Here is a 21,388-nt window from a genome sequence, read left to right as displayed (position 1 = left end):
CGGGCATCTGACGGCAATTACTCTTCGCCGTTAAAACCCGCACGATTGAGCAGGAACTGCGACAGTAACGCGACCGGACGACCGGTTGCGCCTTTGGCCTTACCGGAACGCCAGGCGGTACCTGCGATATCCAGATGCGCCCAGTTGTACTTACGGGTAAAGCGCGCCAGGAAGCAGCCCGCAGTAATTGCCCCGCCAGGACGACCGCCGATGTTCGCCATATCGGCGAAATTAGACTCCAGCTGTTCCTGGTACTCGTCACCCAGCGGCAGACGCCATGCGCGGTCACCGGCCTGTTCGGACGCGCCAATCAGCTCGTGCGCCAGAGGATTGTGGTTCGACATCAGCCCGGTGATGTGATGGCCCAGCGCAATCACACAGGCACCGGTCAGCGTGGCCACGTCGATGACCGCTTCAGGCTCGAAGCGCTCAACGTAGGTCAGCACGTCGCACAGCACCAGACGGCCTTCGGCGTCGGTGTTCAGCACTTCAACGGTCTGGCCGGACATGGTCGTCAGAACGTCACCCGGACGGTACGCACGACCGCCAGGCATGTTTTCACAGCCCGCCAGCACGCCAATGACGTTTATCGGCAGCTGAAGTTCCGCCACCATACGCATCACGCCATACACTGCTGCTGCACCACACATGTCGTACTTCATCTCGTCCATGCCTTCGGCAGGCTTGATGGAGATACCGCCGGAATCGAAGGTCAGACCCTTACCAACCAGCACAATCGGACGCGCATCTTCAGACGGGTTACCTTTGTATTCGATAACCGACATCAGCGACTCATTCTGGGAGCCGTTGCCGACTGCCAGATAGGAGTGCATTCCCAGCTCTTTCATCTGCTGTTCGCCGATGACGCGGGTGATGACATTCTTACTGTAGGCGTCAGCCAGCTGACGTGCCTGAGAGGCCAGATAGGCTGCGTTACAGATGTTAGGCGGCATATTGCCCAGATCTTTTGCGGCTTTAATCCCGGCAGCAATCGCCAGACCGTGCTGGATAGCGCGTTCACCGCTGGTCAGCTCGCGACGGGTCGGTACGTTAAAGACCATCTTACGCAGCGGGCGACGCGGCTCGCTTTTGTTGGTTTTAAGCTGATCGAAGCTGTACAGGCTCTCTTTTGCCGTTTCGACCGCCTGACGCACTTTCCAGTAGGTGTTACGGCCTTTGACGTGCAGTTCGGTCAGGAAGCAAACGGCTTCCATTGAGCCGGTATCATTCAGCGTATTAATCGTTTTCTGAATAACCTGCTTATACTGACGTTCATCCAGCTCGCGCTCTTTACCGCAGCCAATCAGCAGAATACGTTCGGACAGTACGTTTGGAACATGGTGCAGTAACAGCGTCTGCCCAGGTTTGCCTTCCAGTTCGCCACGGCGCAGCAGGGCGCTGATGTAGCCATCACTGATCTTATCGAGTTGCTCGGCGATCGGGGAGAGTCGGCGTGGTTCAAAGACGCCCACAACGATGCAGGCACTCCGCTGTTTCTCCGGGCTACCGCTTTTTACACTGAACTCCATGCACTACGCTCCTGAATCTTAAAGACAACAGCGGCTGCTACAGATAGAATTGAAACCTTTCGTAACTCATGTCCGCTGTTGTGGTGACTTCGTGTTAATCTTACGTTACTACGGTTTCGACACGTCAGAAAAAGTCCTGAAGCGTGAATCCGCCGGATGTTTTAATCTTAGCGATGATTTCGACGACTCAAGAGAATAAATGACGTTTAAGCCATGAAACAAGCGATTTTCCAGCAAAGAGACGGGTTTTTACGGGCGTATTTAAAGTGATAATCATAAGATATCTGGTGCGGGAGACGCTCAAAAGCCAGCTGGCGATCCTCTTCATCCTGCTGCTGATTTTTTTCTGTCAGAAGCTGGTCAGGATCCTCGGTGCGGCCGTTGACGGCGAAATTCCTACGAATCTGGTGCTTTCCCTGCTTGGTTTAGGGATCCCGGAAATGGCGCAGCTTATCCTGCCGCTAAGTCTTTTCCTCGGTCTGCTCATGACGCTCGGCAAGCTTTATACCGAGAGTGAAATCACCGTGATGCACGCCTGCGGCTTGAGTAAAGCCGTACTGGTGAAAGCCGCTATGGTTCTGGCGCTTTTCACAGGTATCGTTGCGGCGGTGAATGTGATGTGGGCGGGCCCAACGTCTTCCCGTCACCAGGATGAAGTGCTGGCAGAAGCCAAAGCAAACCCGGGTATGGCCGCACTGGCGCAGGGCCAGTTCCAGCAGGCGACGGACGGGAATTCTGTTCTCTTTATCGAAAGCGTGGATGGTAGCCGCTTTAACGATGTGTTCCTTGCTCAGCTCCGCACCAAAGGGAATGCCCGTCCTTCCGTCGTGGTGGCCGATTCGGGTCAACTGTCACAGCGTAAAGATGGCTCTCAGGTAGTGACGCTGAATAAAGGCACGCGCTTCGAAGGCACTGCGATGCTGCGCGATTTCCGCATCACCGATTTCCAGAACTACCAGGCCATTATTGGTCACCAGACCGTGGCGCTCGATCCAAGTGATACCGAGCAAATGGATATGCGTACCCTGTTCAATACGGACAACAACCGTGCGCGTGCCGAACTGCACTGGCGTATCACGCTAGTATTCGCCGTATTTATGATGGCTCTGATGGTCGTTCCGCTGAGTGTGGTTAACCCACGTCAGGGACGCGTGCTGTCAATGTTGCCAGCCATGCTGCTGTACCTGGTGTTCTTCCTGTTGCAGACCTCAATTAAGTCTAACGGTGGTAAGGGTAAAATTGACCCGTTCGTCTGGACCTGGGTGGTCAATGGTCTGTATCTGCTGCTGGCGGTGGGACTCAACCTGTGGGATACGGTGCCTGTGCGCCGCATTCGTGCCCGCTTCTCGCGTAAAGGAGCCCTCTAATGCAGGCGTTTGGCGTTCTTGACCGCTATATCGGTAAAACTATTTTTTCCACCATCATGATGACGTTGTTCATGCTGGTGTCGCTCTCCGGCATTATCAAATTTGTCGATCAGTTGAAAAAAGCCGGGCAGGGGAGCTATGACGCGCTGGGTGCGGGCATGTATACCCTGCTCAGCGTGCCAAAAGATGTGCAGATCTTCTTCCCGATGGCAGCCCTGCTGGGTGCGCTGTTGGGCTTAGGGATGCTGGCACAGCGCAGTGAACTGGTTGTTATGCAGGCTTCGGGCTTCACCCGTATGCAGGTTGCACTGTCGGTGATGAAAACCGCGATCCCGCTGGTGCTGTTGACCATGGCAATTGGCGAGTGGGTGGCACCGCAGGGTGAGCAGATGGCGCGTAACTATCGTGCGCAGGCGATGTACGGTGGCTCATTGCTCTCAACGCAGCAAGGGTTGTGGGCAAAAGATGGTGACAGCTTCGTCTATATCGAGCGTGTGAAGGGCGATGACGAACTGGGAGGCGTGAGTATTTACACCTTCAATGACGATCGTCGTTTGCTCTCCGTGCGTCACGCCTCTTCGGCCAAGTTTGACGCCGAGCATAAGCAGTGGCGGTTGTCGCAGGTGGATGAGTCAGACCTGACCGATCCAAAACAGATCTCCGGCTCTCAGACGGTGTCGGGCATGTGGAAAACCAAACTCACGCCGGACAAACTCGGCGTGGTGGCGCTGGATCCTGACGCTCTCTCCATCAGTGGTTTGCACAACTACGTGAAATACCTGAAGTCGAGCGGACAGGACGCCGGACGTTATCAGCTCAACATGTGGAGCAAAATCTTCCAGCCGTTGTCCGTGGCGGTGATGATGCTGATGGCACTGTCGTTTATCTTTGGCCCGTTGCGTAGCGTGCCGATGGGCGTGCGCGTGGTGACCGGGATCAGCTTCGGCTTTGTATTCTACGTTCTCGATCAGATCTTCGGCCCGCTGACGCTGGTTTATGGCATTCCGCCTGTTATCGGCGCGCTGCTGCCGAGCGCCAGCTTCTTCCTGATCAGCCTCTGGCTGATGCTGAAACGCTCCTGACAGACCTCTCCTCGCTTCCGGCGAACCGGAAGCGAGGCTAATCTCCTGTTTCACCCCGCACTTTTTCTCACAACCTTCAACGCCCCGCCGCGAATTTGAGTATTATTGAGCGATAAAGTCGTGAAGGGATCCTCTATGAAGCAAATTCGAATGCTGGCCCAGTACTACGTCGATCTGATGATGAAGCTTGGGCTGGTGCGTTTCTCCATGCTGCTGGCACTGGCGCTGGTCGTTCTGGCCATTGTCGTACAGATGGCCGTAACCATGGTTCTGCACGGTCAGGTCGAGAGTATCGACGTGATCCGCTCCATCTTCTTTGGCTTGCTGATTACACCCTGGGCGGTCTATTTCCTCTCTGTGGTAGTTGAACAACTGGAGGAGTCCCGTCAGCGCCTGTCAAAACTGGTCGATAAACTGGAAGAGATGCGCGATCGCGATCTGAAGCTCAACGTTCAGCTAAAGGATAATATCGCCCAACTGAACCAGGAGATTTCGGATCGTGAGAAGGCGGAGGCTGAACGCCAGGCGACGCTGGAGCAGCTGAAAATCGAAATGAAAGAGCGCGAGGTGACGCAGATCCAGCTTGAGCAGCAATCCTCTTTCCTGCGCTCGTTCCTTGATGCATCACCGGATCTGGTTTTCTACCGTAATGAAGATAAAGAGTTTTCCGGCTGTAACCGGGCGATGGAACTGCTGACCGGGAAGAGTGAGAAGCAGCTGATTCACCTGAAGCCGCAGGACGTATACTCCGAAGAGGCGGCCGCCAAAGTGATGGAGACGGACGAAAAAGTGTTCCGTCATAACGTTTCGCTGACCTATGAACAGTGGCTGGATTACCCCGACGGGCGCAAAGCCTGCTTTGAGATCCGTAAGGTGCCGTACTACGACCGCGTGGGGAAACGCCACGGTCTGATGGGGTTTGGCCGCGATATCACCGAGCGTAAGCGCTATCAGGATGCCCTTGAACGTGCCAGCCGCGATAAAACCACCTTCATCTCCACCATCAGCCATGAACTGCGTACGCCACTTAACGGAATTGTCGGCCTGAGCCGCATTCTGCTGGACACCGATCTCACCGCAGAACAGGAAAAATACCTTAAAACCATCCATGTCTCAGCGGTCACGCTGGGGAATATCTTCAACGATATTATCGATATGGATAAGATGGAACGCCGCAAAGTGCAGCTTGATAACCAGCCGGTTGATTTCACCGGTTTCCTTGCCGATCTGGAAAACCTGTCGGGTTTGCAGGCGCAACAGAAGGGGCTGAGCTTTGTCATGGATCCCACGCTGCCGCTGCCGCACAAGGTGGTTACCGACGGCACGCGTCTGCGCCAGATCCTGTGGAACCTTATCAGCAATGCGGTCAAATTTACCCAGAAAGGGCAGGTCTCGGTACGTATTCGCTATGACCAGGGCGACATGCTGCACTTTGAGGTGGAAGACTCCGGCATTGGGATTCCGCAGGAAGAGCAGGACAAAATCTTTGCGATGTACTATCAGGTGAAGGACAGCAACGGCGGCAAGCCCGCTACCGGCACGGGAATTGGTCTGGCGGTGTCTAAACGTCTTGCGAAGAGCATGGGCGGTGATATTACCGTCGCCAGCCATCCGGGCAAAGGCTCAACCTTCACGCTGACGGTGCACGCGCCGGCGGTGGCGGAAGAGGTGGAAGATACCTTCGAAAACGACGATATGCCGCTGCCCGCGCTGCATGTCCTTCTGGTGGAAGATATTGAGCTTAACGTGATTGTCGCACGCTCTGTCCTGGAAAAACTGGGCAACAGTGTGGATGTGGCGATGACCGGTAAAGCCGCGCTGGAGATGTTTAAGCCGGGTGAATATGATCTCGTTCTGCTGGATATTCAGTTGCCGGACATGACCGGGCTGGATATTTCCCGTGAACTGACGAGCCAGTACGCTGCCGACGAACTGCCGCCGCTGGTGGCGTTGACGGCGAACGTGCTGAAAGATAAAAAAGAGTACCTCGATGCCGGTATGGATGATGTACTTAGCAAGCCGCTGGCGGTGCCTGCCCTGACCGCCATGATCAAGAAGTTCTGGGATACCCATGATGAAGAGGAGAACACCATGACGTCTGTGGATAGCGCGAAAGCCCAAACGATACTCGATACCGCGATGCTGGAGCAGTACATCGATCTGGTTGGTCCAAAACTGATTACCGACGGTCTGGCGGTATTTGAAAAAATGATGCCGGGCTATCTGAGCGTGCTGGAGTCAAATCTGACAGCGCGGGATCAGAAAGGCATTGTGGAAGAAGGGCATAAAATCAAAGGTGCGGCCGGCTCGGTCGGCTTACGTCACCTGCAACAGCTGGGACAACAGATTCAGTCACCTGATTTACCTGCCTGGGAAGATAACGTAGGTGATTGGGTTGAAGAGATGAAACAAGAGTGGCAGAACGATGTGGCGGTGCTTAAAGCCTGGGTGGACGCCAGAAAAAAATGACCCCGGCTTAACCGGGGTGCGCGAATACTGCGCCAACACCAGGGAAATTGTGGCTGCGCCTGTTTTTTGTGTTGTTTTCGTATGGACGCCGCCTGAAAATTTAGGCCGCACGCAAATAAGATAGCAAATCTTAAATGGTTTGTTACAGGAATCAGTGAAATGTGTGAAGCATAGCGTTTTAATCAAAATTAATTATGTGCTTCAGCGAGTTGCAGAGAAGGATCGTCATGATGAAAAAGATTGGTGTCGTACTGAGCGGATGTGGCGTTTACGATGGTTCTGAGATACACGAAGCCGTCATCACATTGCTGGCCCTGGCAAGAGAGGGGGCTGAAGTCATTTGCTTCGCGCCAGACAAAAATCAGGCTGATGTCATTAATCATCTGACCGGGGAGCCGATGGCGGAAACCCGTAACGTCCTGATTGAAGCCGCGCGTATTGCGCGTGGCGAAATTCATCCTCTGGTTCAGGCGGACGCGGCAGAGCTTGATGCGTTAATTGTGCCGGGCGGGTTTGGGGCGGCTAAAAACCTCAGCACGTTTGCCACGCAAGGCGCCGGGTGTCAGGTTGATCCGCATTTAAAAGCATTATCACAGGCCATGCATGCGGCGGGTAAACCGCAGGGCTTTATCTGTATCGCTCCGGCCATGCTTCCGACAATTTTTGATTTCCCGCTGCGCCTGACCATCGGGACCGATATTGATACAGCGGAAATCATCGAGGAGATGGGAGGCGAGCACATCCCTTGTCCGGTGGATGACATTGTGGTGGATGAAGACAATAAAATCGTCACCACACCTGCGTATATGCTGGCGCAGACTATCGCGGAAGCCGCTTCAGGCATTGAAAAGCTGGTGGCCAGAGTGCTGGTGCTGACTGAATGAGGCGTCAATTCGCCGCAGGCGCCTGGGTAAAACGTATTCTTTGGCGTACCGTGCTGGTGCTGGCGGTGTTCTGGGGCGGCGGACTGGCATTATTCAGCATTCTGCCGGTTCCGTTTTCTGCCGTGATGGTTGAGCGTCAGCTGAGCGCGTGGTTCACCGGTGACTTCAGCTATGTTGCCCACTCTGACTGGGTGAGCACAGATGAAATCTCCCCGTGGATGGGGCTGGCGGTGATAGCGGCGGAGGATCAGAAATTCCCGGAGCACTGGGGGTTTGACGTGGCGGCAATCGAGAAAGCGCTTGCCCATAACGAACGCCATGAAAACCGCGTGCGCGGCGCATCGACGCTGTCACAACAGACGGCCAAAAACCTGTTTTTGTGGGATGGCCGTAGCTGGGTGCGAAAAGGGCTGGAAGCCGGATTGACCCTGGGGATGGAAACGGTCTGGAGCAAGAAACGTATTCTGACGGTCTATCTGAACATTGCCGAGTTTGGTGATGGCGTGTTTGGTGTCGAAGCCGCGTCGCAGCGATATTTCAATAAACCTGCCAGCCGGCTGAGCCTTTCTGAAGCTGCGCTGTTGGCCGCGGTCTTGCCTAACCCAATTCGCTTTAAAGCCGATGCACCCTCAGGCTATGTGCGAAACCGACAGGCGTGGATCATGCGCCAGATGCGGCAGCTGGGAGGGGAAGGGTTTATGGCGAGAAATAAATTGATGTAAGGCGGGTAAGCGTAGCGCTACCCGCCATGAAAGAGGCGTTAGTCTTCGTCAAACCCGGCGTTAAACAGCGCAATCACCGCCGCCAGCGCTTCCTCTTCCTGTGGACCGGTAGCTTCTACTTCAATCTGGCGGCCTTTGGCGGAGTCCAGCATTAGCAGCGCAATCACGCTGTTCGCTTCCGCCTCGGTACCTTCATCGTTACGCAGCAGAACTTCTGCATCGAAACCCTGCATCAGCTCAAACAGTTTCATCGCCGGACGTGCATGCATGCCCAGCTTATTGGTGATCTCAACGGTTTGTTTTACGGTCATGTTTTACGTTTTTCCAGCGTGCGATGACGGGACTGAACGTTCTTTCCGCGTGAGCGGAAATAGTCGGCCAGCTGTTCGGCGATATAGACCGAACGATGTTTACCGCCGGTACAGCCAATCGCCACGGTCAGGTAGCTACGATTGTTTGTCTCCAGCATAGGTAACCATAGCTCAAGGTAGCTTCGCGTCTGGTAGATAAAATTGTGAACTTCTGTGTGTCTGTCGAGGAAGGCCGCGACGGGCTTATCGAGACCGGTCATTGGACGCAGCTTCGGATCCCAGTGCGGGTTCGGCAGGAAGCGCACGTCGAAAACATAATCCGCATCGATAGGAATACCGTGCTTAAAGCCGAATGACTCGAACACCATCGTCAGTTCACGCTCGCGTTTGCCCAGTAAACGGGTACGCAGCATTTCCGCCAGTTCATGCACGGACATTTCGGACGTATCGACAATCAGGTCAGCACGGGAACGCAGCGGTTCCAGCAGATCGCTCTCTTCGTCGATAGCACTTTCCAGCGAGAGGTTCTTGCTGGAAAGCGGATGCAAACGACGGGTATCGCTGTAGCGACGGATCAGAGTATTGCGGTCTGCATCGAGGAACAGCAACTGAGGCGAGAATGAATCAGGCAGGTTGCTCATTGCCTGTTCAAAAATTTCTGGCGATTCAGGCATGTTACGAACGTCGATACTGACGGCGGCAGAGATTTGCCTCTCCGCAAGCGTGCGTGCCAGGTCGGGCAACAGCACGACCGGCAGGTTATCTACGCAGTAAAACCCCATGTCTTCCAGCGCGCGCAGGGCCACGGATTTCCCGGACCCTGAACGGCCACTGACAATCATCAGCACCATGTTCCGTTTCTCCTCAGGACAACAGATGTGAAGGCCATCTCCTGGTTATGCATCATCCTGATTGCCTTCTGCTTCAGTGATAATTTGATATAGCTCTTCATCACTTTGGGCTGCGCGCAGTCGACGGCAAATGGTTTTATCGGCCAGGCGTTTTGCGACCAGCGAAAGCGTATGCAAATGGGTTTTCGTCTGGTCGGCAGGCACCAGCAGCGCGAAGAGGAGATCGACGGGCTGATTATCGATGGCATCGAAGGCGATAGGCGTCTCCAGCTGCACAAACACACCGACGGCACGCAGGGTGTCCTCTTCCAGTTTGCCGTGCGGGATCGCGATGCCGTTGCCGATGCCGGTACTGCCCATTTTTTCACGGGTCAGGATCGCCTCGAACACGACCTGCGGCGGCAGGCCCAGCTGTTTTGCGGCCAGTTCACTGATGATCTCCAGCGCACGTTTTTTGCTCTGGCAGTGAACAGCACTGCGCGTACATTCCTGGTTAAGGACATTGCTCAGTTGAAGAGCGGAATCGTTGTTCATCATAATTTCACCTAAGCGCTAACTGTACAAACGGCCTGTTGTGTTTCACAACAGGCCTTCCTGCACCCGTTAACTGCCCGGACAATTAGTGTTGTTTCAGTTTGTCTTTATGTTTATTGAGCTGTCGTGCAAGCTTATCAATCAAGCCGTCGATAGCAGCGTACATGTCTTGCCCTTCCGCACTGGCATGGAGCTCACCCCCGTTGACATGCAGGGTCGCATCCGAGATATGAGTCACTTTCTCCACTTTCAATACAACATAGACCTGGTTGATCCTTTCGAAATACTGCTCGAGTTTCGCGAATTTAGCATTCACAAAATCACGTAAAGCCTCAGTAATCTCGACGTTATGTCCTGTGATATTGAGCTGCATAGTGTCTTCCTTATCGGTTGTGTCAGACCAGCTGTTTACGCTGGTTAGACGGCGGAATGGATAAAGACTCTCGATACTTCGCAACAGTTCGGCGTGCCACCATAATACCCTGGTCGGACAGTATGGTGGTTAACTTACTGTCGCTCAGTGGCTTCGCGGGGTTCTCCGCGGCGATCAACTTCTTCACCAGGGCGCGAATGGCCGTTGACGACGCTTCACCGCCGCCCTCGGTATTCACATGGCTGGAGAAGAAATACTTAAGCTCAAAAATACCGCGTGGACTGTGCAGATACTTCTGCGTGGTCACGCGGGAAATGGTTGATTCATGCATCTCGACGGCCTGGGCGATATCCGCCAGCACCATCGGTTTCATATACTCTTCGCCCTGCTCAAAGAACGCCTGCTGCTGTTCGACAATACAGCGGCTTACGCGGAGCAGCGTATCATTTCGGCTCTCCAGACTTTTGATCAACCATCGCGCTTCCTGCAAATTGCTACGAATGTATTGATTATCGGAGTCGTTACGCACGCTGGTGCACATGGAGGCATACTGCTGGTTGATTTGCAGGCGAGGGATGCTGTCTGAGTTCAGTTCAACGACCCAGCGGTCATTGTGTTTTCTGACCAGCACATCCGGGATGACGTACTCGGGTTCGCTGGTCTGAATGGACTGACCGGGGCGCGGATCGAGGGACTGAATCAGATTGACCGCCTCTTTCAGCACCTCTTCTTTCAGGCGCGTGACGCGCATCAGGCTGCGGAAATCGTGATTGGCCAGAAGATCCAGATGGTCGCTGATGATTAAGCGGGCTTCATCAAGCCATGGCGTCTCTTTGCTGAACTGAGAAAGTTGGATAAGCAGGCAGTCGCGCAGATCTTTTGCGGCCACCCCAACCGGATCGAAACGCTGAATGCGCTTCAGAACGGCTTCTATCTCCTCGAGTTCAATCTCTTCGTCACCCATGCTTTCCAGAATTTCGTCCAGCGTGACGGTCAGATAACCGGTGTCATCCACGGCATCGACAATGGATGTCGCTATCGCGCGGTCGGTATCGGAGAAGGGGGTAAGTTCCACCTGCCACATCAGGTAATCCTGCAGTGACTGGGTAGTTTCACCCTGATAAACCGGTAGCTCATCGTCCTGGTAGTCTGCACGCGTACCGGAAGGGGTTCCGGCGGTGTAGATTTCATCCCAGCTGGCATCCAGCGGAAGCTCGTCCGGCATCTCTTTTTGTTCGAGCGCATCGGCGGTGTCGAGTGCTTCAGTATCCTGCGACTGCTGGGTATCTACCTCTTCATGAAGATCGGCTTGCTCCAGCAACGGATTACTATCCAGCGCTTGCTGGAGCTCCTGCTGGAGTTCTAAGGTGGACAGTTGCAACAGGCGAATCGCCTGCTGTAGCTGCGGCGTCATCGCCAGTTGTTGGCTGAGCCGTAATTGCAAACCTTGCTTCATGTTCAGAGCATTTTTCTCCGGTTCGGCGTTACATTACCTCTACCCTATCAGAGTCTGAAGTCTTCCCCAAGGTAGACACGCTTAACATGATCATCTTCGAGGATCTGCTGCGGCGTACCGTGGGCGATCAGATTGCCCTGGCTCACGATGTATGCGCGTTCGCACACGGCCAGCGTTTCACGGACGTTATGGTCAGTGATCAGTACGCCAAGCCCGCTGTCGCGCAGATGCTCAATGATACGTTTAATGTCGATAACGGAGATGGGGTCAACGCCTGCAAACGGTTCATCCAGAAGGATAAATTTCGGGTTTGCAGCCAGCGCACGCGCAATCTCAACGCGACGGCGTTCACCGCCGGACAGCGCCTGACCGAGGCTGTCGCGCAGATGTTCGATATGGAACTCTTCCATCAGCTCGTTAGCCCGGTCCTGACGCTGTTCGCTGGTCAGATCGTCACGAATTTGCAGGACGGCCATCAGGTTATCAAAGACGCTCAGGCGGCGGAAAATGGAGGCTTCCTGCGGCAGATAGCCGATACCGCGACGCGCACGCGCATGCAGCGGCAGAAGACTGATATCTTCATCATCAATGACGATGTTGCCCGCATCGCGCGACACAATGCCAACGACCATGTAGAAGGTTGTGGTCTTGCCCGCACCGTTAGGGCCAAGCAGGCCTACAATTTCGCCGGAGTTGACGGTCAGACTGACATCTTCTACGACACGGCGGCCCTTATAGGCCTTCGCGAGATTTTTTGCAGTTAATGTTGCCATAACGAATTAGTTACTCTTCTTCTGTGCCGGGGCCTGACCCTTACCTTTGTCCTGCAGCTGCGACGGAACCAGCACGGTGGTTACGCGTTTGCCTTTCTCGCTGGAGGCCTGCATTTTTTGCTCTTTCACCAGATAGGTGATCTGGTCGCCGGTGATGTTGCTGTCCAGCTGTTCCAGATAAGCGTTACCGGTCAGGATGACCAGGTCCTTCGCCAGCTCATAGTGCATATGCGTGGCGCGACCTTTCACGGGTTTGCCGTTATCCTGCATCTGGTAGAAGGTTGCCGGGTTGCCATAGCCATCAATGATCTCTTTGCCTTGCTCGCCACCGGGACGGGTAACGACCACTTTATCGGCGTTGATTTTGATGGTGCCCTGGGTCATGACGACGTTACCGGTAAAGGTAACGACATTGCCTTGCATATCAAGCGACTGCGTGTCGGACTCGATATGGATAGGCTGGTCAGTATCGCCCGTTACAGCAAGCGCGGGAAGACTGGTCGCCAGCATCGCACTGGCGATAATTACTTTAAGGCTGAGTTTGTTTGTTTTGAATTTCATAGGAGGTTCTAACCTTTTCAATCAGCTCGGCGTTTTTGCTGCGTAAGTTCCCGCGCATTCTTAAACCGCTGGAATTAAATGTTGTGCCATACAGTGTGACCAGATCCTGCGACGTCACGTCCTGGGTCACGAGGTTGATCTGTGCATTATCCGTCGTGATTTTGCGCAGTTGTGAGTCAGCGGTCAGGGCGTTGACTTCAACGTGGCCATACAGATAAAGCATACGGTCATTCGTCAGTTTTGCCCGGTCAGATTTAATCGACCACGTCGGCACTTTGTCTTTATCAAACGTGGTCATGACGGGCTGGGTAAACCACGAAATACCGTCATCTGAAAAATATTCAACATGCTGGGCAATCAGGCGATAGTTCAGCGCACCTTCCGGGCTGTAGACCACGGTGTCACTGTGATCGCTTTTATAGGTTGGCTCGCTCGTATTGACCACTTCCGTCTGCGTATCGTCGCGATCGGCAAGGTTCACGCCAATCAATACCAGTGCGACAAGCGAAAGCAGAATGATAACCCAACGTCTGGTTTTACTCATATCGATTGCCCTTTGGCCTCATCAAGCTTGCCCTGCGCCAGCAAAAGCAGATCGCAGACTTCACGTACGGCACCACGGCCACCGTTGATATGGGTGACATAGTCAGCGCGCGGGATCAGCAGCGGATGCGCATCGGCCACGGCGATACTCAGACCGACTTCAGCCATCACCGGCCAGTCAATCAGATCGTCCCCGACATAGGCCACGTTTTCCGGCGCGACGGCCAGTTTACCCAGTAAATCGTTGAACGCCGCCATCTTATCGGACTGACCCTGATACAGATGGGTAATGCCTAACGTTTCACAACGGTCTTCAACCAGTTTAGCTTTCCGACCGGTGATGATGGCAACGTCGATGCCTGATGTGAGCGCACAACGAATACCGTAGCCATCGCGAACGTTAAACGCTTTCAGCTCTTCACCATTATTGCCCATGTAAATCAGGCCATCAGAGAGTACCCCATCCACATCCAGGATGAGCAGGCGAATATTTTCCGCCTTTGCCATCATATGGGTACTGACCGGACCATAACAGGTTGCAAGGGATGCACCCGCATTACTCATTGTCTTATCCTTCATTACACTACGCCTGCGCGCAGCAGATCATGCATATGTACCACACCCAGCAACTGGTCGCCATCGGCAACCATCACTGAGGTGATATGACGGGACTGCATCAGGTTCAGCACATCCACCGCCAGCGTGCCAGGACGAACACGGATACCGCCGGACGTCATCACATCAGCGATGCCCAGCGTGCGAACATCAACACCCATGTCGAACACGCGGCGCAGGTCGCCATCGGTGAAGATCCCCTGGATCTTCATCAGGTCGTCGCACACAACCGTCATACCCAGATTCTTGCGGGTGATCTCCAGCAGCGCATCGCGCAGGGAGGCCTCTTTACTGACGTGAGGGATCTCATCGCCAGTGTGCATAATATCGTTAACCCGAAGCAGAAGCTTACGCCCGAGCGCGCCACCTGGGTGGGAAAGCGCGAAATCTTCCGGGGTAAAACCGCGGGCTTCCAGCAACGCAACGGCAAGCGCATCGCCCATGACCAGCGCAGCGGTCGTGCTGGACGTTGGAGCAAGACCCAGCGGACAGGCTTCTTTAGGCACTTTCACGCACAGGTGAATATCCGCCGCGCGCGCCATGCTACTTTCCGGGCGGCTGGTCATGCAAATAAGCGGAACCCGCAGCCGCTTCAGCACGGGGATCAGCGCCAGGATCTCATTAGACTCACCGGAGTTCGACAGCGCGATGACGATATCCTGCGGCGTTACCATGCCCAGATCGCCGTGCGCGGCTTCCCCCGGGTGTACAAAGAAGGAAGAGGTTCCGGTGCTGGCAAACGTTGCCGCCATTTTGCGCCCAATGTGACCGGACTTGCCCATGCCCATCACCACGACTTTACCGGCACAGTAGAACATCTTCTCACATGCCAGACTAAAATCCTGATTAATGTACTGATCTAACTGCGCCAGACCTTCACGTTCAATCTCCAGAACCTCTTTGCCTGCTTTCTGAAAGTCAAAACCCGGCTGCAATTCTATTTGCGACATAATGCGTTTCCGTTTACCCAGAGAGAAGAGGCGAAAGCCAGTACAGCATCGCCATCCATACGATAAATCCACCCGTCAGCAGCGCCCCTGCGCCTTTGCCGATCTGTCGTTGCCGCCGCCAGCAGAGCAGGGCAAAAATGACGCTGACCAGCAACATCACCCCGTAATCGCGTGAGAATGCCAGGGGGTTAAAAGGCCCGGGCGTTATCAGGGCCGGCAGGCCCATCACGATGGCGATATTAAAAATGTTTGAACCGATAATATTGCCTATGGCAATGTCATCTTCACCTTTACGTGCCCCTGCGATAGCGGTGGCAAGTTCTGGCAGACTGGTGCCAATGGCAATGACCGTCAGGCCAATGGTGAGCTCACTCATGGCGAAATAGTTCGCCAGCACCGTGGCGTTATCGACGACCATGCGCGTGGCCATCGGCATGATGATCAGCGCGACGCCGAGCCACAGCAGCGCCACAGGCAGCGTGCCTTCACGCGGGAGTTCGGCGACCTGCTCTCGCGTCAGGCTGTCCTGGCCCTGTTTTTCTGCCAGACGGGCGATTTTAACACTATACAATAGCCAGATAACGGCCAGCGCCAGCAAGAAAATGCCGTCACCGTAGCTCAGTACGCCATCATAAAATACGCACCCTGCCAGCAGGCTTACGATTAACATTAGCGGCAATTCACGGCGCAGAACATCAGAATGCACGCGAAATGGATGGAGCAGGGCCGCCAGGCCAAGGATCAGTAAGATATTGACGATGTTGGAACCAATCGCGGTGCCGACGGCAAGGTCTAACTGACCATGCAGTGATGCCGTGACAGAGACGATGATTTCAGGAAGCGAGGTGCCGACACTGACCACGGTCATCCCGATGACGACAGGCGGTACGCCAGTCAGGCGGCACAGGATAGATGCAGCAAATACCAAACGGTCAGCACTGTAGACCACCAAAAGTAAACCAATTATTAACAGTGCTGTTGCTAAAAGCATCAAAAGTCCTTTCTTCAGGTATACTCGTCGGTCCATCGCGCAGGAATGGAATGGCAGGACTGCATACAGTCTGAGGCGTAACGAATTCCTAATTTTGACTTTATGCGCCGGAAAAGTAAAACAAATGCCAGCTTTCGCTAACCTCAACGGCTAATATTCTGTAAAAATGCTGAGTTTAGGGCTGATTCAGTCTGCATGCTTAACGTGAGCAGGGTAAGAAAGGAACCATAAATGAGCCAAACTATGGCGAATTTAGTTGATGTCCGGGGTGTGAGTTTTTCTCGCGCCAACAGATTGATATTCGATGATATTTCGTTGACCGTACCGCGTGGCAAGATCACTGCCATCATGGGGCCGTCCGGGATCGGTAAAACGACCCTGCTGCGCCTTATTGGTGGCCAGATCCCACCCGATAGCGGTGAAATCCTCTTTGACGGCGAAAACATCCCCGAGATGTCACGATCGCGCCTGTATACTGTTCGTAAACGCATGAGTATGCTTTTCCAGTCGGGAGCGTTGTTCACGGACATGAACGTCTTTGATAACGTGGCCTATCCGCTGCGCGAACACACCCGTCTGCCGCCAGAGCTGCTGAAAAGTACGGTGATGATGAAGCTTGAAGCCGTGGGACTGCGAGGGGCTGCAAAACTGATGCCCTCAGAGCTGTCCGGCGGTATGGCACGTCGTGCCGCGCTGGCACGCGCCATCGCCTTAGAACCCGATTTAATCATGTTCGACGAACCGTTCGTCGGGCAGGACCCTATCACGATGGGCGTGCTGGTGAAGCTCATCTCTGAACTGAACAGCGCGCTCGGCGTAACCTGCATTGTGGTTTCTCACGATGTACCGGAAGTGTTGAGCATCGCCGACTATGCCTACATTGTGGCAGACAAAAGGATCGTTGCGCATGGCAGCGCTCAGGCGTTGCAGGAAAACTGCGATCCGCGTGTACGGCAGTTCCTCGACGGCATTGCGGATGGGCCTGTGCCGTTCCGCTACCCGGCGGGCGACTATCGTGACGATTTACTGGGAATAGGGAGTTAAGCCACTGATGCTGTTAAATGCATTGGCCGCTCTTGGACACCGTGGCATAAAAACCATCAGGACGTTCGGGCGTGCCGGATTGATGTTGTTCAACGCGCTGGTCGGCAAGCCGGAATTTCGTAAGCATGCACCGCTACTGGTGCGGCAGCTCTATAATGTCGGCGTGCTGTCGATGCTCATCATCATTGTCTCCGGTCTGTTTATCGGCATGGTGCTGGGGCTGCAGGGCTACCTGGTTCTGACGACCTACAGCGCCGAAACCAGCCTCGGCATGCTGGTGGCGCTGTCGCTGCTGCGTGAACTGGGGCCGGTGGTGGCGGCGCTGTTGTTCGCCGGGCGTGCAGGGTCAGCATTGACCGCTGAAATTGGCCTGATGCGTGCGACCGAGCAGCTTTCCAGCATGGAGATGATGGCGGTCGACCCGCTGCGTCGCGTGATCTCGCCACGCTTCTGGGCGGGGGTGATTTCCTTACCGCTCCTGACGATCCTCTTTGTCGCCGTGGGTATCTGGGGCGGTTCGCTGGTTGGCGTTCACTGGAAGGGCATCGATGCTGGCTTCTTCTGGTCGGCCATGCAGGACGCCATCGATCTGCGAATGGATCTGGTTAACTGTCTGATTAAAAGCGTGGTATTTGCCATTACGGTCACCTGGATCGCCTTGTTCAATGGCTATGATGCGATCCCGACCTCGGCGGGCATCAGCCGTGCAACTACACGTACTGTCGTACATTCGTCGCTGGCCGTACTGGGTCTGGATTTTGTGCTCACCGCACTGATGTTTGGGAATTGAGTTCATGCAAACGAGAAAAAATGAAATTTGGGTCGGCGTGTTCCTGTTACTGGCGTTGCTGGCCGCGCTGTTTATCTGCCTGAGAGCGGCGGATATCACGTCTGTGCGCACCGAGCCGACTTATCGCATTTATGCGACCTTTGATAACATCGGCGGGCTGAAGGCGCGCTCGCCGGTACGTATAGGCGGGGTGGTCATCGGGCGCGTCTCTGACATTACGCTTGATGAGAAAACCTATCTGCCGCGCGTGTCGATGGATATTGAAGAGCGTTACAACCATATCCCGGACACCAGCTCGCTTTCTATCCGCACGTCCGGCCTCCTGGGTGAGCAATATCTGGCGCTTAACGTCGGTTTTGAAGACCCGGAGCTGGGAACGACTATCCTTAAAGACGGTAGCGTAATCCAGGATACGAAGTCCGCGATGGTACTGGAGGATATGATTGGTCAGTTCCTTTATAACAGTAAAGGAGATGATAAGAAGTCCAACGCTGCCCCTGCGCAGAGCGAAGATCCTGCCAGTGTCGCACCGACACCAGGCACGACGAATTAATTTCAGGAGAAGTCATTCATGTTTAAACGACTGTTAATGGTTGCCATGCTGGTCATTGCCCCTCTCACCGCGGCGCATGCTGCGGATCAGAGTAACCCGTACAAACTGATGGATGAGGCTGCGAAGAAGACCTTCGACCGGCTTAAAAACGAACAGCCGAAAATTCGTTCCAATCCTGATTATCTGCGCGACGTGGTTGATCAAGAGCTTCTGCCGTACGTGCAGATCAAATATGCGGGTGCGCTGGTTCTGGGCCGTTATTACAAAGACGCGACCCCGGCGCAGCGCGACGCCTATTTTGCCGCGTTCCGTGAATACCTGAAACAGGCTTACGGTCAGGCACTGGCGATGTATCACGGTCAGACCTATCAGATTGCGCCAGAGCAGCCGCTGGGCGACGCGACTATCATTCCTATCCGCGTCACGATTATCGATCCTAATGGCCGTCCGCCAGTACGCCTGGACTTCCAGTGGCGTAAAAACAGCCAGACCGGTCACTGGCAGGCCTATGACATGATTGCGGAAGGGGTGAGCATGATCACCACTAAACAGAACGAGTGGAGTGACCTGCTGCGCACCAAAGGCATTGATGGCCTGACCGCACAGCTGCAGTCTATCTCGCGTCAGAAAATCTCTCTGGACGAGAAGAAGTAATGTCGGATCAACTGAGCTGGTCGCGTGAGGGTGAGACGTTGAAGCTGACGGGTGAACTCGACCAGGATCTGCTGAACCCGCTCTGGGACAAACGTTTTGAAGCGATGCAGGGCGTGACGGTTATCGATCTGAGCGGCATTTCACGGGTGGACACGGCAGGCGTCGCGCTGCTGGCCCATCTTGTTGCCGTGGGGAAAAAGCAGGGGACAAGCGTTACGCTGCACGCGGCGAGCGATAATGTGGTCACCCTGGCCCAGCTCTATAATCTCCCTCAGGACGTACTGCCTCGTTAATATTTTCAGTGCGTTACTTCTGAAAGCCCTGACAGATTCATCGTCGGGGCTTTTTGCTTGTTTAAGACGACGCCACTTTGCTCTAAGATGTTGGGCTTGTTTTCACTATCAGATGATTAAGAACCCATGGAAAATCATGAAATCCAGACAGTGCTGATGAATGCACTCTCCCTTCAGGAAGCCCACGTCACTGGCGATGGCAGTCACTTCCAGGTTATTGCTGTGGGTGAGATGTTCGACGGTATGAGCCGTGTGAAGAAACAGCAGGCTGTATACGCGCCGCTGATGGAATACATTGCGGATAACCGCATCCACGCCCTGTCGATTAAAGCGTTCACCCCTCAAGAGTGGGCACGCGATCGCAAACTAAACGGTTTTTGAGTTGTGGGCGACACGCCCGCAGCACGGTTGAATTTATAAGAGAGCACACAATGGATAAATTTCGTGTACAGGGGCCAACGCGTCTCCAGGGCGAAGTCACAATTTCTGGCGCAAAAAATGCCGCGCTGCCCATCCTCTTTGCTGCGCTGCTCGCGGAAGAGCCGGTAGAAATTCAGAACGTACCGAAGCTGAAAGATATCGACACCACCATGAAGTTGCTCAGCCAACTGGGCACTAAAGTTGAGCGTAACGGTTCCGTCTGGATCGACGCCAGCAACGTAAACAACTTCTCTGCACCTTACGATCTGGTGAAAACCATGCGTGCATCCATCTGGGCGCTTGGCCCGCTGGTGGCACGTTTTGGTCAGGGTCAGGTTTCCCTGCCGGGTGGCTGCGCAATCGGTGCACGTCCGGTTGACCTGCACATCTTTGGCCTGGAGAAACTGGGCGCCGAGATCAAACTCGAAGAAGGTTATGTTAAAGCGTCTGTGAATGGCCGCCTGAAAGGTGCGCACATTGTCATGGACAAAGTTAGCGTTGGTGCCACCGTCACCATCATGTCTGCGGCAACGCTGGCAGAAGGTACTACCATCATCGAAAACGCCGCGCGTGAACCGGAGATTGTGGATACCGCGAACTTCCTCGTGGCGCTGGGTGCGAAGATTACTGGCCAGGGCACCGACCGTATCACCATCGAAGGCGTTGAGCGTCTGGGCGGCGGTGTGTACCGCGTCCTGCCAGACCGTATCGAAACCGGGACGTTCCTGGTTGCTGCCGCGATTTCAGGCGGGAAAATTACCTGCCGCAACGCGCAGCCAGATACCCTGGATGCGGTGCTGGCGAAACTGCGTGACGCAGGCGCTGATATCGAAATCGGTGAAGACTGGATCAGCCTGGACATGCACGGCAATCGTCCAAAAGCGGTAAACGTGCGTACAGCTCCGCATCCTGCTTTCCCGACCGATATGCAGGCGCAGTTCACCCTGTTAAACCTGGTGGCGGAAGGGACGGGGTTCATTACCGAGACCATCTTTGAAAACCGCTTTATGCACGTACCGGAACTGATCCGTATGGGCGCACATGCTGAGATCGAGAGTAATACCGTGATTTGCCATGGCGTTGAGAAACTGTCTGGTGCTCAGGTGATGGCAACCGATCTGCGTGCATCTGCAAGCCTGGTGCTGGCGGGGTGTATTGCGGAAGGGACGACGGTCGTTGATCGTATTTATCACATCGATCGTGGCTATGAACGTATCGAAGATAAACTGCGCGCGCTGGGTGCGAATATCGAGCGTGTGAAGGGCGAGTAATCGTTCCGGCAGCCCCCTGCCAGAAATGACCGGGGGGTTGCTGTTCCTGTCAAGAAAACCGCTATTCCTGCGGGTCTTTCTTCACTTTCCTCTGGCGGATCATGCGCGATCTGTCGATAAATTCATGGGTAATGGGATCGTGGTAACGCGAAGGCCAGATCACCCACGGATGCGTATCCAGCGCCGTCGCAATGATCAATTCTCCCTTCGGCCAGGGGCGCGTCAGGGCATTTGCCAGGGTTGAAGAACTCAGGCCATGGCGGCGAGATTCCGCAGCCAGTGATGTGCCTTTTTTGCGCAGTGCCGCAATGATATCTGCTGTGTGCCAGTCGATAAATTTCGTATCCATAAC

At 54.5% G+C, this 21,388-nt stretch carries 25 protein-coding genes; 12 read left to right on the top strand and 13 right to left on the bottom strand.

Annotation, left to right across the window (positions count from 1 at the left end):
- Nucleotides 1–17: 17 nt before the first annotated feature.
- Nucleotides 18–1,529 carry a leucyl aminopeptidase gene (gene pepA, locus AM379_RS05300; RefSeq protein ID WP_014171826.1) on the bottom strand — a complete coding sequence of 504 codons (1,512 nt, stop codon included), beginning with the start codon at nt 1,527–1,529 and terminating at the stop codon, nt 18–20.
- A gap of 266 nt (nt 1,530–1,795) precedes the next feature.
- On the opposite strand from pepA, the gene lptF reads away from it, so the two are divergent.
- From lptF to mtgA, 5 genes are all read left to right on the top strand, one after another.
- Nucleotides 1,796–2,896, top strand: a complete 1,101-nt coding sequence (gene lptF / locus AM379_RS05290) for an LPS export ABC transporter permease LptF (protein ID WP_014171825.1) — start codon at nt 1,796–1,798, stop codon at nt 2,894–2,896.
- A complete protein-coding gene (gene lptG / locus AM379_RS05285; RefSeq protein ID WP_020883523.1) occupies nt 2,896–3,978 on the top strand; it encodes an LPS export ABC transporter permease LptG in 1,083 nt (360 codons plus the stop codon). The genes lptF and lptG overlap by 1 nt, the downstream gene beginning before the upstream one ends.
- A 135-nt stretch (nt 3,979–4,113) precedes the next feature.
- Nucleotides 4,114–6,447 (top strand): aerobic respiration two-component sensor histidine kinase ArcB, encoded by a 2,334-nt coding sequence (arcB, locus tag AM379_RS05280; RefSeq protein WP_032679053.1) that lies wholly within the window; start codon nt 4,114–4,116, stop codon nt 6,445–6,447.
- Between the two features lie 230 nt (nt 6,448–6,677).
- Nucleotides 6,678–7,331, top strand: coding sequence for an isoprenoid biosynthesis glyoxalase ElbB (gene elbB, locus AM379_RS05275; protein WP_032679052.1), 654 nt, complete (start codon nt 6,678–6,680; stop codon nt 7,329–7,331).
- Complete coding sequence (mtgA, locus tag AM379_RS05270; protein WP_032679051.1) at nt 7,328–8,053, top strand: monofunctional biosynthetic peptidoglycan transglycosylase; 726 nt, start codon at nt 7,328–7,330, stop codon at nt 8,051–8,053. Before elbB ends, mtgA begins: the two co-directional genes overlap by 4 nt.
- A gap of 38 nt (nt 8,054–8,091) precedes the next feature.
- On the opposite strand, the gene npr is transcribed toward mtgA, so the two are convergent.
- The 11 genes from npr to AM379_RS05215 form a co-directional block, all read right to left on the bottom strand.
- Nucleotides 8,092–8,364 carry a PTS phosphocarrier protein NPr gene (gene npr, locus AM379_RS05265; protein WP_003861872.1) on the bottom strand — a complete coding sequence of 91 codons (273 nt, stop codon included), beginning with the start codon at nt 8,362–8,364 and terminating at the stop codon, nt 8,092–8,094.
- On the bottom strand, nt 8,361–9,215 hold the full coding sequence (rapZ, locus tag AM379_RS05260; RefSeq protein ID WP_014171820.1) for an RNase adapter RapZ: 855 nt from the start codon (nt 9,213–9,215) through the stop codon (nt 8,361–8,363). Before rapZ ends, npr begins: the two co-directional genes overlap by 4 nt.
- A gap of 45 nt (nt 9,216–9,260) precedes the next feature.
- Complete coding sequence (gene ptsN / locus AM379_RS05255; protein ID WP_014171819.1) at nt 9,261–9,752, bottom strand: PTS IIA-like nitrogen regulatory protein PtsN; 492 nt, start codon at nt 9,750–9,752, stop codon at nt 9,261–9,263.
- Between the two features lie 82 nt (nt 9,753–9,834).
- On the bottom strand, nt 9,835–10,122 hold the full coding sequence (hpf, locus tag AM379_RS05250) for a ribosome hibernation promoting factor (RefSeq protein WP_014171818.1): 288 nt from the start codon (nt 10,120–10,122) through the stop codon (nt 9,835–9,837).
- Nucleotides 10,123–10,144: 22 nt separating this feature from the next.
- Nucleotides 10,145–11,578, bottom strand: coding sequence for an RNA polymerase factor sigma-54 (gene rpoN / locus AM379_RS05245; protein ID WP_014171817.1), 1,434 nt, complete (start codon nt 11,576–11,578; stop codon nt 10,145–10,147).
- Nucleotides 11,579–11,625: 47 nt separating this feature from the next.
- Entirely contained in the window at nt 11,626–12,351 is a 726-nt protein-coding gene (lptB, locus tag AM379_RS05240) for an LPS export ABC transporter ATP-binding protein (RefSeq protein ID WP_014171816.1), read from the bottom strand.
- A gap of 6 nt (nt 12,352–12,357) precedes the next feature.
- Nucleotides 12,358–12,912 carry a lipopolysaccharide ABC transporter substrate-binding protein LptA gene (gene lptA, locus AM379_RS05235; protein WP_020883526.1) on the bottom strand — a complete coding sequence of 185 codons (555 nt, stop codon included), beginning with the start codon at nt 12,910–12,912 and terminating at the stop codon, nt 12,358–12,360.
- Nucleotides 12,881–13,456: an LPS export ABC transporter periplasmic protein LptC gene (lptC, locus tag AM379_RS05230; protein WP_014171814.1), complete on the bottom strand. Its 576-nt coding sequence runs from the start codon at nt 13,454–13,456 to the stop codon at nt 12,881–12,883. Before lptC ends, lptA begins: the two co-directional genes overlap by 32 nt.
- The gene (gene kdsC / locus AM379_RS05225) at nt 13,453–14,019 is read right to left on the bottom strand and encodes a 3-deoxy-manno-octulosonate-8-phosphatase KdsC (protein ID WP_014171813.1); all 567 of its coding nucleotides are present in this window, start codon (nt 14,017–14,019) and stop codon (nt 13,453–13,455) included. Before kdsC ends, lptC begins: the two co-directional genes overlap by 4 nt.
- A 14-nt stretch (nt 14,020–14,033) precedes the next feature.
- The gene (gene kdsD, locus AM379_RS05220) at nt 14,034–15,020 is read right to left on the bottom strand and encodes an arabinose-5-phosphate isomerase KdsD (protein ID WP_020883527.1); all 987 of its coding nucleotides are present in this window, start codon (nt 15,018–15,020) and stop codon (nt 14,034–14,036) included.
- Nucleotides 15,021–15,033: 13 nt separating this feature from the next.
- Entirely contained in the window at nt 15,034–16,011 is a 978-nt protein-coding gene (locus AM379_RS05215; protein ID WP_020883528.1) for a calcium/sodium antiporter, read from the bottom strand.
- A gap of 231 nt (nt 16,012–16,242) precedes the next feature.
- Between AM379_RS05215 and mlaF the strand changes: the two genes are divergently transcribed.
- The 7 genes from mlaF to murA all read left to right on the top strand — a co-directional run bounded on the left by mlaF (nt 16,243) and on the right by murA (nt 21,036).
- On the top strand, nt 16,243–17,055 hold the full coding sequence (gene mlaF, locus AM379_RS05210) for a phospholipid ABC transporter ATP-binding protein MlaF (protein WP_014171809.1): 813 nt from the start codon (nt 16,243–16,245) through the stop codon (nt 17,053–17,055).
- 7 nt (nt 17,056–17,062) lie between these two features.
- On the top strand, nt 17,063–17,845 hold the full coding sequence (mlaE, locus tag AM379_RS05205) for a lipid asymmetry maintenance ABC transporter permease subunit MlaE (RefSeq protein ID WP_010436044.1): 783 nt from the start codon (nt 17,063–17,065) through the stop codon (nt 17,843–17,845).
- Nucleotides 17,846–17,849: 4 nt separating this feature from the next.
- Nucleotides 17,850–18,398, top strand: coding sequence for an outer membrane lipid asymmetry maintenance protein MlaD (mlaD, locus tag AM379_RS05200; RefSeq protein ID WP_106504348.1), 549 nt, complete (start codon nt 17,850–17,852; stop codon nt 18,396–18,398).
- Nucleotides 18,399–18,416: 18 nt separating this feature from the next.
- Entirely contained in the window at nt 18,417–19,052 is a 636-nt protein-coding gene (gene mlaC, locus AM379_RS05195) for a phospholipid-binding protein MlaC (protein ID WP_014171807.1), read from the top strand.
- Nucleotides 19,052–19,345 (top strand): lipid asymmetry maintenance protein MlaB, encoded by a 294-nt coding sequence (gene mlaB / locus AM379_RS05190; RefSeq protein ID WP_014171806.1) that lies wholly within the window; start codon nt 19,052–19,054, stop codon nt 19,343–19,345. The genes mlaC and mlaB overlap by 1 nt, the downstream gene beginning before the upstream one ends.
- 126 nt (nt 19,346–19,471) lie before the next feature.
- Nucleotides 19,472–19,726 carry a BolA family iron metabolism protein IbaG gene (gene ibaG, locus AM379_RS05185; protein ID WP_008501458.1) on the top strand — a complete coding sequence of 85 codons (255 nt, stop codon included), beginning with the start codon at nt 19,472–19,474 and terminating at the stop codon, nt 19,724–19,726.
- A 50-nt stretch (nt 19,727–19,776) separates the two neighbouring features.
- Nucleotides 19,777–21,036 carry a UDP-N-acetylglucosamine 1-carboxyvinyltransferase gene (gene murA, locus AM379_RS05180; protein ID WP_020883531.1) on the top strand — a complete coding sequence of 420 codons (1,260 nt, stop codon included), beginning with the start codon at nt 19,777–19,779 and terminating at the stop codon, nt 21,034–21,036.
- Between the two features lie 61 nt (nt 21,037–21,097).
- Here murA and sfsB read toward each other — a convergent pair whose 3' ends face one another.
- The gene (gene sfsB, locus AM379_RS05175) at nt 21,098–21,385 is read right to left on the bottom strand and encodes a DNA-binding transcriptional regulator SfsB (RefSeq protein WP_014171802.1); all 288 of its coding nucleotides are present in this window, start codon (nt 21,383–21,385) and stop codon (nt 21,098–21,100) included.
- Nucleotides 21,386–21,388 lie beyond the last annotated feature (3 nt).

It is taken from the genome of Enterobacter cloacae complex sp. FDA-CDC-AR_0132, assembly GCF_003010695.1.
GTDB classification, from domain to species: Bacteria; Pseudomonadota; Gammaproteobacteria; order Enterobacterales; family Enterobacteriaceae; genus Enterobacter; species Enterobacter ludwigii.
The sequence above is the reverse complement of the archived record's forward strand: the minus strand, read 5'-3'. Positions and strand labels throughout refer to the sequence as shown.

Coding starts and splice junctions, on each gene's coding strand:
- pepA (WP_014171826.1), bottom strand. CDS start 1,529: ATGGAGTTCAGTGTAAAAAGCGGTAGCCCGGAGAAACAGCGGAGTGCC.
- lptG (WP_020883523.1), top strand. CDS start 2,896: ATGCAGGCGTTTGGCGTTCTTGACCGCTATATCGGTAAAACTATTTTT.
- arcB (WP_032679053.1), top strand. CDS start 4,114: ATGAAGCAAATTCGAATGCTGGCCCAGTACTACGTCGATCTGATGATG.
- elbB (WP_032679052.1), top strand. CDS start 6,678: ATGAAAAAGATTGGTGTCGTACTGAGCGGATGTGGCGTTTACGATGGT.
- mtgA (WP_032679051.1), top strand. CDS start 7,328: ATGAGGCGTCAATTCGCCGCAGGCGCCTGGGTAAAACGTATTCTTTGG.
- npr (WP_003861872.1), bottom strand. CDS start 8,364: ATGACCGTAAAACAAACCGTTGAGATCACCAATAAGCTGGGCATGCAT.
- rapZ (WP_014171820.1), bottom strand. CDS start 9,215: ATGGTGCTGATGATTGTCAGTGGCCGTTCAGGGTCCGGGAAATCCGTG.
- ptsN (WP_014171819.1), bottom strand. CDS start 9,752: ATGATGAACAACGATTCCGCTCTTCAACTGAGCAATGTCCTTAACCAG.
- hpf (WP_014171818.1), bottom strand. CDS start 10,122: ATGCAGCTCAATATCACAGGACATAACGTCGAGATTACTGAGGCTTTA.
- rpoN (WP_014171817.1), bottom strand. CDS start 11,578: ATGAAGCAAGGTTTGCAATTACGGCTCAGCCAACAACTGGCGATGACG.
- lptB (WP_014171816.1), bottom strand. CDS start 12,351: ATGGCAACATTAACTGCAAAAAATCTCGCGAAGGCCTATAAGGGCCGC.
- lptA (WP_020883526.1), bottom strand. CDS start 12,912: ATGAAATTCAAAACAAACAAACTCAGCCTTAAAGTAATTATCGCCAGT.
- lptC (WP_014171814.1), bottom strand. CDS start 13,456: ATGAGTAAAACCAGACGTTGGGTTATCATTCTGCTTTCGCTTGTCGCA.
- kdsC (WP_014171813.1), bottom strand. CDS start 14,019: ATGAGTAATGCGGGTGCATCCCTTGCAACCTGTTATGGTCCGGTCAGT.
- kdsD (WP_020883527.1), bottom strand. CDS start 15,020: ATGTCGCAAATAGAATTGCAGCCGGGTTTTGACTTTCAGAAAGCAGGC.
- AM379_RS05215 (WP_020883528.1), bottom strand. CDS start 16,011: ATGCTTTTAGCAACAGCACTGTTAATAATTGGTTTACTTTTGGTGGTC.
- mlaF (WP_014171809.1), top strand. CDS start 16,243: ATGAGCCAAACTATGGCGAATTTAGTTGATGTCCGGGGTGTGAGTTTT.
- mlaE (WP_010436044.1), top strand. CDS start 17,063: ATGCTGTTAAATGCATTGGCCGCTCTTGGACACCGTGGCATAAAAACC.
- mlaD (WP_106504348.1), top strand. CDS start 17,850: ATGCAAACGAGAAAAAATGAAATTTGGGTCGGCGTGTTCCTGTTACTG.
- mlaC (WP_014171807.1), top strand. CDS start 18,417: ATGTTTAAACGACTGTTAATGGTTGCCATGCTGGTCATTGCCCCTCTC.
- mlaB (WP_014171806.1), top strand. CDS start 19,052: ATGTCGGATCAACTGAGCTGGTCGCGTGAGGGTGAGACGTTGAAGCTG.
- ibaG (WP_008501458.1), top strand. CDS start 19,472: ATGGAAAATCATGAAATCCAGACAGTGCTGATGAATGCACTCTCCCTT.
- murA (WP_020883531.1), top strand. CDS start 19,777: ATGGATAAATTTCGTGTACAGGGGCCAACGCGTCTCCAGGGCGAAGTC.
- sfsB (WP_014171802.1), bottom strand. CDS start 21,385: ATGGATACGAAATTTATCGACTGGCACACAGCAGATATCATTGCGGCA.